Here is a 15,566-nt window from a genome sequence, read left to right as displayed (position 1 = left end):
GCTACTAATCCTCGCACCGCCGAAGCGCGGGAAAGACCGGGCTCGCGAACAGGAACAGCCAGGTGACGAGTACGAAGGGGAGGGTGAGCGCGGGGATGCCGAGCGGCTCCAGCGCGGCCGATACCGCGGCGAACACGATCGCGGTGGCGATCGTCGCGAGCAGGGCATAGGCGACCGACACCCGGTCGCGCACGAAGAACACGCCCCCCAGGGCGATCGCGACGAGCACGCTGTTGAAGCCGAACGCGCCCGATCGGATCGCGGGCTCGGCGGCGCCCATCCCCCAGGCGACGAGGAGCCCGGTCAGCGACCCCGCCAACGCCAGCACGCCGGCCAATCGCGAGGCGACGAGCAGCCCGGCGGTGAACGTGATGCCGGTGACGACATTGCCCTGAAAAAATACCTGCGCGATGCCGTTGAACAGCCCGTCGGTCACCGTCGACAGCGTGACGACGCCTTCGACCGCGACCGCCTTGGGAAGCCCCGCGGTCGGCAACAGATGCGTCGATTCGAGGCGGCCGAAGCGCGCGGTTGCGAGAAAGAAGCACCATGAGGTGAAGACGAACGGGGCGGTGAGCGCCGGCACCTTCCAGACCTGCATCAGCGTCCGCATCGCGGCGGTAACGATCGTTGCGCAGGCCGCGGCAAAGATCACGCAGCCCCAGGTGATGACACCGGGTTGCAGGAAATAGAGCAGCGCGATCGCCACCAGCCCGCCGTTGAAGCCGAAAAGCCCCGCGCGGACTGCATCGCGATCCACGCCCAGCAGCATCGCGGTGGCGGTGCTCACCGCCGCGCCGAGCAGAACCGCAGCCCCGAACAATGGCGAGTTATAGAAAATCCCGATCAGGAAAAGCAGCCCGGCATAAGCGTTGTTCTGCAACATCACCTGCCCGATCCCGCGCAGCACGGTGTCGAGAAAGTGCAGCACGTGGTGCGGCCAAGTCTCGCCCTCGATGGCGAGACCGGTCGACGCGAAGCGGACGGCCATCATCGTAACTCCCCCGGTGGCATTGTCCTGCCTATAGCCTGTGGCGCGTGGAAAACACGCCTATCTGCGAGGCACAGGGCGCGTCCCACGGTTGTTAAGTGGCATTTCCGAACAGTGTGGGTGAATTAATTGGCGTTGCCAATTACTCGGGTTGCGGCCAGCATCCGGGATGCCATTCAGCGACGCCGATTATCGGCCATCAGATGCAAGGAGACCGCTATGTCAGACACGCGCACCAAACAGGCTGTCGGGTCCACCACTGGCGCCGGCGCGCCGGCCCCGAGCGATCGCAATTCGTTGACGATCGGTGCCGACGGCCCGATCGTGCTGCACGACGTCCACTTCCTTGAGCAGATGGCGCATTTCAACCGCGAAAAGGTGCCTGAGCGTCAGCCGCACGCCAAGGGCGCGGGCGCGTTCGGCGTGCTCGACGTGACCGAGGACGTGTCGGCCTATACCAGGGCGGCGCTGTTCCAGAAGGGCACCAAGACCGACATGCTCGCCCGTTTCTCGACCGTCGCTGGTGAGATGGGCAGCCCGGATACGTGGCGCGACGTGCGCGGCTTCAGCCTGAAGTTCTACACCGACGAGGGTAATTACGATCTGGTCGGCAACAATACGCCGATCTTCTTCATCCGCGATCCGATGAAATTCCCGCACTTCATCCGCAGCCAGAAACGGCTCCCGGACTCGGGCCTGCGCGACAACCACATGCAGTGGGATTTCTGGACCAACAACCCCGAGACCGCGCATCAGGTGACCTATTTGATGGGCGAGCGCGGCTTGCCGCGTACCTGGCGACACATGAACGGCTATGGCTCGCACACCTATATGTGGGTCAACGCCAAGGGCGCGAAATTCTGGGTCAAATATCATTTCCATACCCGTCAGGGCATGGAATTCTTCAGCAATGCCGAGGCGGCCGCGATGGCGGGCAGCGATGCCGATTTCCATCGCCGCGACCTGTTCGATGCGATCAAACGCGGCGAGCATCCGGTGTGGGACGTGTCGGTGCAGGTGATGCCCTATGCCGAGGCCAAGACCTATCGGATCAACCCGTTCGACCTGACCAAGACATGGTCGCACAAGGATTATCCGCTGATTCCGGTCGGGACGATGACGCTCAACCGCAACCCGGAGAATTTCTTCGCGCAGATCGAGCAAGCGGCCTTCTCGCCGGGGAATACCGTGCCCGGCATCGGCCTGTCGCCGGACAAGATGCTGCTTGGCCGTGCGTTCGCTTATGCCGACGCGCAGCGCAACCGCATCGGCACCAACTTTCACCAGCTTCCGGTCAACCGACCCAAGGTGCCGGTGAACACCTATATGTTCGACGGCCAGATGGCGTATGAGCATAGCGGCGCGGCGCCGGTCTATGCGCCCAACAGCGGCGACCGTAGCTGGGCCGACGATACCGGTCCGATGCCCGAGGGCTGGGAAGCGGACGGCGACATGGTGCGCAGTGCCTATACGCTGCGCAGCAACGACGACGATTTCGGGCAGGCGGGCATTCTCGTGCGCGAGATATTCAACGATGCGCAGCGTGCCGCGCTGGTCGATCAGGTGGCGGGCAGCCTGCTCGGCGGCGTGCGCGAGCCGGTGCTGGGCCGCGCCTTCGATTACTGGAAGAGTATCGACGCCGATGTCGGGCGACGGATCGAAGAGCAGGTGCGTAGCGGTACGGCGCCTGAGCCCGCCGAAGGTATGGGCGAGGCGTAAGCCGAACCGATCTTTGCGCAACTGGGGGCGACGCCACAAACCGGCGCCGCCCCCAGTGGCAATCATATCAGGCGATCAGGGTGCGGACGGGGTTGCCGCGTCGTCGAGGACGAGTGCCCAGTCATTGCCCGGCGCGGGCGTACCGGGCGGGGTGAACAATCGCGTGCCGCGATTGGCGAAGGTACCGATCGGTTGTGTCTCGCCGGTACGCGGGTCGAACCAGGCGGCGCGCACGCGCTTGCCGCTGATCTTGCCCATCTGCACGCGGAACGGCTTGCCGGTGTAGCTATAGGCGATCGCGAAACCGGCGCCGCGCGTCGCCGCAACGCGCTCGTACCGGGTACCATTGTCGATGATCAGCGACTGATCGGCGACCCGATCGAGATAGGAGGGTCGCGAGAGGATCAGCGTCTTGAGGTGCTGCATCTGCAGCGCGCCCGGTGAGTCGACGGCCTCTTGCCACGGGGTCGATGCCCAATAAGCCGATTTCGCCCCCGGCACGTGAAACTGCATCACGCTGTTCTCGCCATAGGTGTGGCCGAACGCGCCCGCCATCACCGACCACCAGGCGTAGCGGCGGACGTCGGGTGCTTTCCACAATGGCTCGGGGACGAAATCGAGACCGTGGGGGATATTCTCATACGATGGTTCGCCGTCGATCACCGGGCGTGCGGGCCTACGGGCCCAATCGTTGAGAATATATTCCCAATTGTCCTCGCCATAGGCTCCACGCGTTGTATCCTGTTCGTAGCTCTGGTGCCCCGATTGGAACATGTTGAAATCGAGCCAGGTCGCGTTGTGGAACGTCCAGGAAGAATCGGTGCGGCCGAACGGATGGAACGTCATCAAATGGTTGGGATCGATCGCCTTGATCGTCTTGCCGAGCGTTTGCCACGTCACGGTAGCCATGTCGCCATGGGTGTCGCCGCCGTTCAACCAGACGATATTGGGCTTGTCCTTGTAGCGCTCGGCGATGAAGCGTCCATATACCGGCGCGGTATCGACGTTGAGGATGCGCATCTCGGCAAAGGTTCCCCAGGCGGGGACCAGTGCGAGGTAGAGGCCGTGTGCAGCGGCACGATCGATCACCCAGTCGAGATGGTCCCAATAATCATATTCGCCGGGCTTGGCCGGATCGTTGCCGGGGGTGACGCGGGGTTGCGCGACATCGCCGTCGATCAGCGCGGGGCCGGCAATCGGGTTCGTCATTTCGGGCCGGTGCAGCACCATCACCTGGATGACATTGTAACCTTGGCTCGCGCGCTTGGCGAAATAGGCCTCGGTCTCTTCGCGGTTGAGCTTGCCGAGCAGGAGCCAGCCGGTATCTCCGAGCCAGAAGAAGGGCTTGCCGCCAGCTTCGACATAACGACCGTTGTCGGAAACGGTGAGCGGCGGCGTGCTCGTCTGCGCCATCACCGGCGTTACTGCGAGGGCCGCCAGTACGGACAATAGAGTCAAACCTGCTCTCATTTTGATGAATCCTCCCCAAAAGCGGTGCATCACCGTTGCGGCAATTTGGTATATAATAGTATTATTTCGTCAATCGACTTCGGGCGGCGATGCGGGTTTCGGGTCGCCAGCCAATTCGCTCAGATATTCTTCGAGGTTGCTCCAGCCGTCGCGGTCGCGATCTGCCGCGCCGTCGGCGCGAACCGGATCGAGCCCGCGCGCGCGCTCCCAGGCGTCGGGCATGCCGTCATTATCGCTATCCACGGGCGCGGGGTGTGATGTGAGCACCGGCCAGCCCCCGTCCTGCGTCTCATTGTCGATGATCCGTCCGGTGCGGGTGCGCACGCCCTCGACGATCTTTTTGTCGATCGCGTCGCGGACGCGTGAGGCGCCGGCACGGGCAAGCACGCGTTCATAGGCTTGTGGGGCGGGATCGGCGACAACTGGGCCGACGTCGAGCGGCGCGTCGAGCCAATAGCCGACCGGAATATGTCCGGTCACGAGCGTGCGCTGATCGGTCGGGACCGTGCCGTTCATGCTGTTGCCGGCATAAAAGGCACGGGCGAGCTGGTTCTTCTCCTCGAACGCGATCGCGCCTTTGCTGTCGGGGCCGGCGATGTAGCTGTTGTCGATGAAATTATACTGGATGTGCGTCGAGACGTCGTAATTATAGCCGGCGCGTTCCTTGCCCCAATTGTAGAAAACGTTTGATCGGAAATCGAGCATGCCGCCGATGTCGTCCTCGCTCGGCAGCGAGTAATTGCCTGGCCGCGGCATTCGATCGAGATGGTTGGCCCATAGATTGTGGTGATAGCTCATCCGCGCGCCGCGTGCGGCACGGATCAGGCTGCCATAACCGTGTTCGCCCTTGTCGTGGTTTGATCGGCGCAGCGAATTGGCAATGATCGACCATTGCACACTCAGATCCCAAACGCCCTCACCGGGCGTGTCATAATGCGACGAACTCGATAGCGTCTCGTCGACCGACCAACTCGCCGAAACGTGATCGATGATGATCCGGCGCCCTGTGGTGACCGTCAGCGCATCCTGCTGCGTGCCCGAGGCGCCGCCCAGTCGCGCGCGGATGTAGCGGACGATTACATCATCGGCGGCGATGTTGAAACTGTGGTCCTTGAGCGTGATGCCGTCGCCAGGGGCGGTCTGCCCAGCGATCGTCACCCGGCCTTGTGTCAGCAGCAATTCCGATTTGAGCGCGATCGTGCCCGAGACGCGAAACACGATCGTGCGCGGCCCGTCTGCCTCGATCGCGGCGCGCAAACTGCCTGGCCCTGCATCGTTCAGATTGGTGACCGCGATCACCCGCCCACCGCGTCCGCCTTCCGAAAAACGCCCTGCACCCTCGGCGCCGGGGAAGGCGAGCTGCTGGGCCTGGGCGGGCAGGGCGATCGCGGCCAGCAAGGCTGTCGGGACGCTCAGCAAGGGGCGCATGGGGCTTCCTCATCCTGAATCGACGGGTGTAGTTATCAGACCACTGATTGGCATAATGAGCATGTCTGTGACATTGTTGCAACGGCAGGCGGTTTGCTCTTTGCGGATATTTCCATAACGCACTGAAAATAAATCAATTATTCTGAGTCGTCCTTTGTGTGTGTGGTCGAGGAAACGCCTTTTGGCAGCCCGTTTTCGAGGAAATTCCATGCCAAATTCCGGCAATAAAGCGGAAGATATACAATATAATAGGATTATTATTTGTGCTCTGCGATCGCGCCAGCTATCCAGGCACGAGGAGGGGTTTGGATGGCTGAACATGGCATCCATTGCGGGGAAGGTGGGCGGACGGCACGTGTGATTATGTGTCGCGTGCGGGCTGGCGCTGATCTGGGGGCGCTCTCCATACCCTCCGGGGCGCGTGCTGGTGACGACGAGGGGCCGCTACCGTCAGGCCCACTCCATCTGCGGCTCAGGTGGCGCCCTGTTCTGGCGCTGCGCGCGTCAATTTTAACTGCTTTGCCGAACTTCGATGCGCGCGCGATCGGCCGCGGTGGGCGGTGGTTGCGCCTGTCGCCACCGAAGTGGCGATGCCGCCTTGCTCCGGATTCATGAGTCGAGCCTTCGATGAATTGATCTCGAATTAAATGTCATTTTATTGATTTTCAAGTGTTTTTTAGGGGAGTTGAGGTTATGAAATACGCGAAGACGACACGCTCGCTGGTCTCGATCGGCTTGCGGGGAGCTTTTCTCGCGGGCGTCAGCGGCATGACCCTGTTCGCAACCGCCGCGTACGCGCAGGAATCGATCGTGACGCCCGCCGGCGATACGGCGCAGGATGACAGCACCGGCACCATCGTCGTCACGGGCAGCCGCATTGCATCGCCCACGCTGACGTCGCCGAGCCCGTTGCAGGTCCTGTCGAGCGAAGCGCTGGAAAACACCGGTACGATCAACGTGCAGGATGCGCTCCAGCAGAACCCGGCCATCGGTGCCGCGAGCCTGAGCCGTACCACGACCGGCGCGAGCACCAATCCCGGCCTTGCGACGGTCAACCTGCGCAACCTCGGCCCTGATCGTACCCTCGTGCTGATCGACGGCCGCCGCTCGGTGGCGGGCGTTCCCGGTACGGCGCAGGTCGATCTGTCGATGATCCCGACGCCATTCATCGAGCGCGTTGACGTTCTCACGGGCGGCGCCTCGGCCGTGTACGGGTCGGATGCCGTCGCCGGCGTGGTCAATTTCATCTACAAGAAGAAGTTCGAAGGGCTTCAGATCAACACGCAGGCGGGCATTTCCGAGCGCGGTGACGATCGCCAGTTCTCGGCCAACGCCACCTTCGGATCGAACTTCGGTGATGGTCGCGGCAATTTCATGGTTTACGGCGGTTACGTCAACGAGGGCGAGGTTACGCATTCCTCGCGCTCCTTCTCGCGCTACGATTACACGAGCCTTGGCACGACACAGCGCGTCGCAGGCAATAGCGCTGCCAACCAGACTGCTGCCGAGAATTTGTTCACGCCGTTCTACAACCCGTCGAACGTCGGGCCGGGCGGTATCTTTGTGATCGGTTCGCAGACCAACCGCATCATCGAATCGGACGGCACTTTCCGCGCCTATAACGCAGCGACGGACGGCTGGAACCGTGCCGAATACGGCTTGCTCGCTGCCCCGTCGGAACGTCTGACCTTCGCTGCTCGCACCAATTATGACGTGACCGACAAGGTCAATGTCTTCGGTGAAGTCACCTACACCAACGTCCTCACCAAGGGGCGGATGGAAGCGTCGCCGATGCGCACCGATAGCGCTCTCGGCGCGTTCACCGGCACCAAGGGCTTCTATCCGATCGAATTCGACGTGCTCGTTCCCGGCGGTGGCGGTGCAACCACTCGGGTCGCCAACCCGTTCGTTCCGGCTGCTGTATTTGCCGCCGCGACCGATCGCACCGGCGATGGTTATCGGGATCTGAGCTTCCTCACGCGCACCACGGCGTTCGGCACGCGGACGATCCCGACGGAGCGTGACAATTTCCGGGCCGTACTGGGGACAAGTGTCGATCTGGGCAGCAGCTGGCAACTCGACGCTTATTACCAATACGGCTTCACCAAGCAGAACCAGTCGATGTCGGGGCTCGCCAACCTGTATAATCTGGCCGAGGGCCTGCAGGTCATCACCGACATCTACGATTTCAACCAGAACGGCAGCACGACCGATGCGGTGTGCGCCAGCGCCGAAGCGCGCGGGCGCGGCTGCGTGCCGATCAACGTCTACGGTATGAACACGCTGACGCCGGAGATGGTCGATTATCTCCAGGTCAACATGAGCCGTCATTCGAAGCAGGATATGCAGGTCGCCGCGGTCAACCTCACCGGCTCGCTGTTCAACCTGCCGGCCGGCCCGGTTCAGGTGGCGGTCGGCGGCGAATATCGCCGCGAGTCCAGCCGTGACATCTTCGATCCGCTGACCAATGCGGCGCGCAACGGTTACGTCCAGATGACCGACACCGCGGGCAGCTTCAACGTCAAGGAAGCGTACGGCGAAATCGTCGTGCCCGTGCTGAGCGATACGCCGTTCTTCCGCAACCTGACGCTGCGCGGCGCCGGCCGAATGTCGGATTATTCGACCGTCGGGACCTTCTATGCGTGGAACGTTGGTGCCGAATGGGCACCGATCGAGGATATCCGTTTCCGTGCGGTCTACGCCCATGCCGTCCGCGCACCCAATATCGGCGAATTGTTCGCGGCGCCAGCTGCCGGCATCGTCACGATCACCGATCCTTGTCAGGGGGTTACGCTGACCACGCCGGGCGCAACGGCAGACAATTGCCGCGCAGTGCCCGGGGTGCTGGCGAACATTCAGGCCAATGGGGCGTTCACGCTTACCCAGGCGGATCTCTCGGGTGTGGGCGGTGTCACAGCCGCCAATCCGAACATCCGCGAGGAAAAGGGCAAGACGCTGACGCTGGGGGCGGTGGTCAACCCGCGGTCGATCCATGCCTTGCGGAACCTGACGTTCACGGCTGACTATTTCGACATCAAACTCGAAGACGCGATCAGCCGTGTCTCGGCGGCCACCGTACTGAACAAATGCTACGGGGGCGGCTTCGCCGATTTCTGCCAGTTCGTCACGCGGCGTTCGGTTGCCTCGGGGGCGTACAGCATCGGTTCGGTCGAGCAGGTCGTGCGTGGCCTGATCAACAGCGGTGGTTCGTATACGCGCGGTCTCGACTTCACGCTCAGCTACAGCCACGATCTGTTTGGCGGCCAGGCCGGGATCTCGGCGGCGTGGACACATCTGCTCAAGAACGGCTACCGTCCCCTCACTGGCGACCCCAAGGATAATACCATGGGTGAACTGGGCGTGCCGCGTGATCCGATCACGGTCGGGCTGAACTGGGCGAACGAGACCTTCGGCTTCACGCTCAACAACGAATATATCAGCTCGCAGGTGCTGGATTATGAGAACTTCCAGACGCTCTACCGTCTGGCGGATGGCTCGGTGCCCGATGCGAAATACTTCACCATCAAGTCGAAAATTTACACCGATATGCAGGCTCGCTTCACGGGCATGGAGAATTTCGAATTCTACATCGGTGTGAAGAACATGTTCGACACCAAGCGGCCCCCGATCTGGGGTGGCCTGCCGGGTAACGCGAACGCCGTATACGACGTGATCGGCCGCCGCTTCTACACCGGTGTCCGCGTCAAGTTCTGATCCTCGCAAGCCTGGGGGTGGCGTACCGCGCCACCCCCGTTTTTTTATGTAACGCGCGGCGCAGGCGCTATTTTCACAAGCAAGAGATGCACCGCCGCCAATCGAACATTGCCATGGAGAGTGCGTTTTGACCGTTTCACGGCGTGACATGCTGAAAAGCGGAGTCGTCATCGGTGCCGCTGCGGCAGCTTCCGCGCCGGCGCTGGGCCAAACAACCAAGGCCACCGAGCGCTGGGGCGTCCACGAACTGGTCTTCAACGGTCCCGACAGCGGCAATCCGTTCGACGATGTGACGCTGGCCGCGGTGTTCGAACGGGCGGGCCAACAAATTCGGGTCCCCGGTTTCTATGACGGCAAGGGCGTCTATCGCGTCCGCTTCAGCCCGCCCGAGATCGGTCGCTGGACATGGCGCAGCACCAGCAACGTCAGGGCGATCGATGGCCAGTCAGGCAGCTTCGATTGCGTCGCGCCCGCCAAGGGAAATCACGGCCCGGTACGGGTGAGCGCCGACGGCTATCACTTCACTTATGCCGATGGCACGCCGTACCGCCAGATCGGCACGACCTGCTATTCATGGGCGCTCCAGTCGGACGCCAAATGTACCGAAACGCTCAAGACGCTGCGCGCTGCCCCTTTCAACAAGATGCGGATGCTGATTACGCCCAACGTGCCGTCGGTTGCGACCAATCCGTTCGCACGCACGGGCGACGGGCCGAAGGATTGGGACCCGACGCGCTTCGATCCCGATTATTTTCGTCGCTATGAGGATCGTATCCTGCGCCTCGGTGCGCTCGGGATCGAGGCCGACATCATTCTGTTTCATCCCTATGATGAGGTGCGCGGCTATAACGACATGGCGCGCGCCGATGACGAGCGTTACGTCCGCTATGTCGCCGCCCGGTTCGGCGCCTATCGCCATGTGTGGTGGGCGATGGCCAACGAATATGATGCCATCAAGACCAAGACGATGGCCGATTGGGACCATCTGTTCGAGATATTGGTCGCCGCCGATCCACACGATCGCCTGCGGTCGATCCATCAGATCAACACCTATTACGATCACCGCAAGCCGTGGATCACCCACGCTAGCGTCCAGAACGGCGCGGCGGTGCTCGACGATCTGCGCGCCGAATTGCACCGTGCGATGACGCTCAAGCCGGTGGTGTTCGACGAGGTCGTCTATGAGGGCAATTCGACCAAGCGGTGGGGCTGGCTCAGCGGTGAAGAGATGGTCGAACGCTTCTGGTGGGGGCTGCTCGGCGGCACCTATGTGGGCCATAGCGAGACCTTCGATCCCAACCGCGACGCCGATTTCTCCTGGCTGGGGCAGGGCGGGGTGCTCAAGGGCACCAGCGCGCCGCGGCTCGCGTTCCTCAAGCAGATCATGGAGGACGGGCCGGTGCCGGGGATCGACCCGATCCAGCCGTGGTGGAATTATCACATCGCCGGCAAGCCGTTCGATTATTACCTCAAATATTTCGGCACCCAGACGCCGGCCGAATGGCCCGTGATCCTGCCGGGGCGCAAGGGCGATCCGCACGGCGCCTATCGCGCCGACATCATCGACACGTGGAACATGACCATTACCCCCGTCGAAGGCGTGTTCCGGATGGAACAGCGCGACGACTATAATGTCCACGATCCCGCCCGGCCGAACATCGCGTTGCCCGACAGGCCCTATATCGCGCTCCGGCTGCGCAAGGCGTGACCGTGCGTCGGGGGATGCGCCGACATCCCCCGACGCACCCGCGCGAGAATTCAGCCGATCACGCCTGATCGTCGCGCGCGCAGCCGTTAGGGTAGCGCCGACGGCGGCGCGGTGGAGGCGCGGACGATCAGCTGATGCCGATGGTCGCGCGGGCCATCGACCGCGCGGCGCTCGAGCTGGGCGATCAGCATGTCGGCCGCGTCGACCGCCATGTCGAACACCGGCTGGCGAACGGTGGTAAGCGGGGGCCAGGCGATGCGCGAGATTTCGGAATCGTCGAACCCTGCGATCGAGACATCGCCGGGGACGCGCAGCCCGAATTCGCGCGCCGCCATCAGCGCGCCGGTCGCCATGTCGTCGTTCTGCGCGAGGATGGCGGTGGGGCGGGGCGCATGGCGCAGCAAGCGGCGCCCGGCCTCCAGCCCGCTATCGAAGGTGAACTGCCCGGCTTCGATCCAGTCGGGCCGGATGGTCACGCCCGCCGCCGCGAATGCGCGCGTATAGCCCGCCATCCGCGCGTCGCTGGCGGGATGCGTCGGGTCGCCCTTGATGATCGCGATCTCGCGATGGCCGAGGCTGAGCAGATGGTTGGCGATGTCGGTCGCGGCGACCTGATCGTCGATGATGACCGAGGGCGCCGCGTCGAACAGGCGTGTCGGCGCGATACGCGCGCAGGAGATACCCGCGCGGCTGAGTTGATCGAGGATCAGCGGATGATCGGCGGCGGGCGGCGCCAGTACGACGCCGTCGAGCGCGGCCGAGCGTAACATGCCAACGAGTTCCGAGGCATTGTGCTCGACCGAGCGAATCGGGATCACCACCAGCCGGTAGCGCTCGTCCTTGAGGCGATCGAGGACACCGCGCTGAAGCTCGACGACGTAGCTGGGACTCGGATTTTCGTACACCAGTCCGATCAGATGCGATCGTCGGCGGACGAGCGCCTGCGCCATGACATTGGGGTGATAATCGAGTCGCCGCGCGGCATCCATCACCCGGCATCGGATGCTGTCGCTGACATGGGGCTCGTCGTTGAACACCCGCGAGACCGTTTTGATCGAGACTCCTGCGAGGCGTCCGACATCCGCCATGGTCGGGCGCCCGTTTGTCATTGTCATGCCGGCACAGCCCATCTCAGCGGCGGTTTACGATACTTTGCGGGGTTTATCCGAAGATCCGGGGACCGTCCAGCGAACGGAAACCGAATTTCGTGGGAAAAACCGGGAGCGGACGATGGGGCGCGACGGTTTTTTGCGAGCGGAAATGATTGGCGGTTGACAGCGTAGGACAATATGATAACGCTACCAACAACGCCAAAGGGAGGCGTCGTAAATATCGGGAGATAGCGATCTCAAGATCGCAAAAAGGAGGGGCAGGATGCTGAGCAGCACTCGTCCGTCGTCAGCGTTGGTGCGCACGGCGTCGGTTTTGGCAATCGCGACATCATTGGTCATTCCGCAGCTCGCCTTCGGGCAGGCAGCGCCGGCTGATGATCCCGCACCCACGGCGATCGACAGTGCGGCGCAACAGGACGCGGCCGGCAGCGACATCGTCGTTACCGGCATTCGCGCCAGTCTTGAACGCTCGATCGCGATCAAGCGCAATTCGACCGGCGTTGTCGATGCGATTTCGGCCGAGGATATCGGCAAATTCCCCGATACGAACCTTGCCGAGTCGCTCCAGCGCATTACCGGCGTGTCGATCAACCGGACCAACGGCGAAGGCGCGCTGGTCACCGTGCGCGGTTTCGGTCCGACCTACAATCTGGTCACACTCAACGGCCGCACGCTCGCGACCTCCAATGTCTCGGTAGTCGGCGGCGATGAAAATGCCGATTCCGCGCAAGGGTCCAGTCGGTCGTTCGATTTCTCGAATCTTGCGTCGGAAGGCGTGCGGACGCTCGAAGTCTACAAGACGGGACGGGCCGCGGTGCCTTCGGGCGGGATCGGCGCCACGATCAACGTCGTCACCCGCCATCCGCTCGATAGCAATCAGAGCGGGCTTTCGGGCAGCATCGGGGCCAAAGCGGTGTACGACACCAGCGTGAACGGCTGCCTCGATTGCGGATCGAAGGTGACCCCCGAACTGTCGGGCGTGCTCAACTGGGCCGACGAATCGAACACCTTCGGCGTTGCGTTGTTCGGCAGCTACCAGAAGCGCAACTTCACCTCGATCAGCGCGACCTCGAACGACTGGAATATCATGCCCTACGGTACCTTCCTGTCGGGAGGGTTCACCAAGAGCGACGGATCGACGGTGATCGAGGGCGCGCCGAGCAACGCGGATCAACTGGTCGCGGTGCCCAATGACAGCCGCTATCACTATGCTGAAGGCAGCCGTGAGCGGATCAACGGACAGGTCGTTCTTCAATTCCGCCCGAGCGACTCGTTGTTGCTGACCGCCGATGCGCTTTATGCGCAGAACAATCAGCGCGAAACGCGCTCGGACCTGTCCAACTGGTTCAGCCGTCCGTTCGACGAGGTTCATTTCGACGGCAACACGCCAGTCGCGACTGCGGTCTATGTTCATGAAACGCTCAACGGCGTGAAGGACGAGGGCATGGAACTGCAAAGCCGCGCGCAGAAGGGGCGGTTGCAGGATTACGGGCTGAACGCGAAATACGATTTCACCAGCAACTTCTCGCTCAACCTCGACGGCCATTACAGCAAGGCCTCGAGCCGCCCAGACAACGCCAACGGCAACAGCTCGACGCTGGTCGGGATCGGCGCCAATGTGGTTAGCGCGCACTCGGTCGATTACAGTGGCAAGATCCCCGTCCAGGACGTGACCTTCGGCCCGGGCGGGGGACTTACCCTCGGCAATGTCGGCTCGCAGATGGGCCGCACCTATGCGTCGAGCCAGGCGCAGACGGTCAAGGAACTCCGGGCCGATTTCGGCTGGGATCTGGGCGACGGCAGCCGGTTCGATTTCGGGGGCAATTATCGCGATTCGAACATGCACCAGACGCGCGTCGCGACGCAGCAGACGCTGGGCGACTGGGGGATCACAAACCCCGGCGATGTCGAGCAGCTCGCGCCCGGAGCGCTCGAGGCCTTCTGCCTCGTCTGCAAGTTCGATCGCTACAATCCGGGTTCGGACCCCGAATCGCAGATCGCCTATCGCGGCAATGCCGCTGACATCTATTCGATCCTCTCGCCGCATTATGCCGGCGTGGGTAACGCCGTGGGCCTCACCACCAACGAGGATAACCGCGTCAAGGAGAAGATCTGGGCGGCGTATGGCCAGGTGACGTGGAAGGGTGAGATTGCCGGCCGCAATGCCAGCCTCGTCGCCGGGGTGCGCTATGAGCACACCAAATCGACCTCGACCTCGTTGGTCGCGGTGCCGAGCGAAATCAAATGGGTGTCGGACAACGACTTCACCGTGGTGATCTCACCCGACAACAGCTTCCTCACCGATTCAGGCAGTTACGACAACATCCTGCCGGCGATGGATTTCCAGCTCGAGATCGCGCGTAATCTGATCGGCCGGCTGTCGTTCAGCAAGACGATCGCCCGGCCCAATTACGGCAGTCTGTTCACCTCGACATCGGTGGGCGGCCCGCCGCGGCCGATTGCCAATGGCGGCGTGCCGTCGGGCTCGACCGGCAACGCCCGGCTCAAGCCGTTGACGTCGGACAATATCGATCTGTCGTTCGAATATTATTACAAACCCGACAGCTATATTTCGGTCGGTTTCTTCGACAAGCGCGTTCACAATTTCATCGGCAACGGCCAGCACAGTTCGGATCTGTTCGGCTTGCGTGATCCGAGTTCGGGGGCGCCGGGCAGCCGATCTGGCGACGCCAAGGCGGCGCTGACCACGCTGGGCGCCGATACCAGCGACGCCAATCTGTTCGTGATGACCTCGCTGATCGATCAATTGGGATCGGTTGCCGCCGCCGTCACTGCCTATACCGATCCGGCGCATTACAACGCCGCGACCCGGACGCTCAGCGACGCTTATATCCAGAGCATCAACAACAATTTCGATGTCTCGGCCGATCCCAGCGATCCGCTGTACCAATTCCAGGTAACGCAGCCAATCAACAATCGCGATGCGGAGATTTACGGGTTCGAAATCGCTGGCCAACACTTCTTCGGCAATACCGGCATCGGTGTCGCCGCAGCTTATACGCTGGTGCGTGGCGATGTCGGGTTCAATCTCGGGGCGAGCCCCTCCGAAGATCAGTTCGCGCTGGTCGGGCTGAGCGATACGTTCAACGCCACGTTGATCTACGACAAAAACGGCCTGTCGGCACGTCTCGCCTATAACTGGCGCGACAAATTCCTGTCGGGGATCAACCGTCAGGGATCGAGAAACCCCGAGTTCACCAAGCCGTTCGGGCAGTTCGATCTCAACATCAGCTATGACATCACGCCGCAGATCGCGGTGTCGTTCGAGGGCATCAACCTGACGCAGGAGAGTTTGCGGACCTATGCCCGCAACGTCACCGAGCTCTGGTACGCTCAGGAACTGGATCGGCGTTTCCTCCTGGGGGCACGCTTCCGCTTCTGATCGGATCAGGTTCGGCAAAGG

At 62.5% G+C, this 15,566-nt stretch carries 8 protein-coding genes; 4 read left to right on the top strand and 4 right to left on the bottom strand.

The window, feature by feature from the left end:
- Window positions 1–4 precede the first annotated feature (4 nt).
- Window positions 5–991: an urea transporter gene (locus tag NFE57_RS14455; protein ID WP_252136300.1), complete on the bottom strand. Its 987-nt coding sequence runs from the start codon at window positions 989–991 to the stop codon at window positions 5–7.
- Between the two features lie 219 nt (window positions 992–1,210).
- On the opposite strand from NFE57_RS14455, the gene NFE57_RS14450 reads away from it, so the two are divergent.
- Window positions 1,211–2,710 (top strand): catalase, encoded by a 1,500-nt coding sequence (locus tag NFE57_RS14450; RefSeq protein WP_252136299.1) that lies wholly within the window; start codon window positions 1,211–1,213, stop codon window positions 2,708–2,710.
- Window positions 2,711–2,785: 75 nt separating this feature from the next.
- Here NFE57_RS14450 and NFE57_RS14445 read toward each other — a convergent pair whose 3' ends face one another.
- Window positions 2,786–4,168 carry a glycoside hydrolase family 140 protein gene (locus tag NFE57_RS14445; RefSeq protein ID WP_252136298.1) on the bottom strand — a complete coding sequence of 461 codons (1,383 nt, stop codon included), beginning with the start codon at window positions 4,166–4,168 and terminating at the stop codon, window positions 2,786–2,788.
- A gap of 81 nt (window positions 4,169–4,249) precedes the next feature.
- On the bottom strand, window positions 4,250–5,608 hold the full coding sequence (locus tag NFE57_RS14440; RefSeq protein WP_252136297.1) for a pectate lyase family protein: 1,359 nt from the start codon (window positions 5,606–5,608) through the stop codon (window positions 4,250–4,252).
- A 693-nt stretch (window positions 5,609–6,301) separates the two neighbouring features.
- Between NFE57_RS14440 and NFE57_RS14435 the strand changes: the two genes are divergently transcribed.
- Both NFE57_RS14435 and NFE57_RS14430 read left to right on the top strand, forming a co-directional pair.
- Window positions 6,302–9,322, top strand: a complete 3,021-nt coding sequence (locus NFE57_RS14435; protein ID WP_252136296.1) for a TonB-dependent receptor plug domain-containing protein — start codon at window positions 6,302–6,304, stop codon at window positions 9,320–9,322.
- A gap of 148 nt (window positions 9,323–9,470) precedes the next feature.
- Window positions 9,471–11,030, top strand: a complete 1,560-nt coding sequence (locus tag NFE57_RS14430) for a DUF5060 domain-containing protein (protein WP_252136295.1) — start codon at window positions 9,471–9,473, stop codon at window positions 11,028–11,030.
- Window positions 11,031–11,116: 86 nt separating this feature from the next.
- On the opposite strand, the gene NFE57_RS14425 is transcribed toward NFE57_RS14430, so the two are convergent.
- Window positions 11,117–12,118, bottom strand: coding sequence for a LacI family DNA-binding transcriptional regulator (locus NFE57_RS14425; RefSeq protein ID WP_252136294.1), 1,002 nt, complete (start codon window positions 12,116–12,118; stop codon window positions 11,117–11,119).
- A 286-nt stretch (window positions 12,119–12,404) separates the two neighbouring features.
- Between NFE57_RS14425 and NFE57_RS14420 the strand changes: the two genes are divergently transcribed.
- Window positions 12,405–15,545, top strand: coding sequence for a TonB-dependent receptor (locus NFE57_RS14420; protein ID WP_252136293.1), 3,141 nt, complete (start codon window positions 12,405–12,407; stop codon window positions 15,543–15,545).
- The last annotated feature ends 21 nt before the right edge of the window (window positions 15,546–15,566 follow it).

Source organism: Hephaestia sp. MAHUQ-44 (genome assembly GCF_023806085.1).
Taxonomy (GTDB): Bacteria; Pseudomonadota; Alphaproteobacteria; order Sphingomonadales; family Sphingomonadaceae; genus Sphingomonas.
The sequence above is the reverse complement of the archived record's forward strand: the minus strand, read 5'-3'. Positions and strand labels throughout refer to the sequence as shown.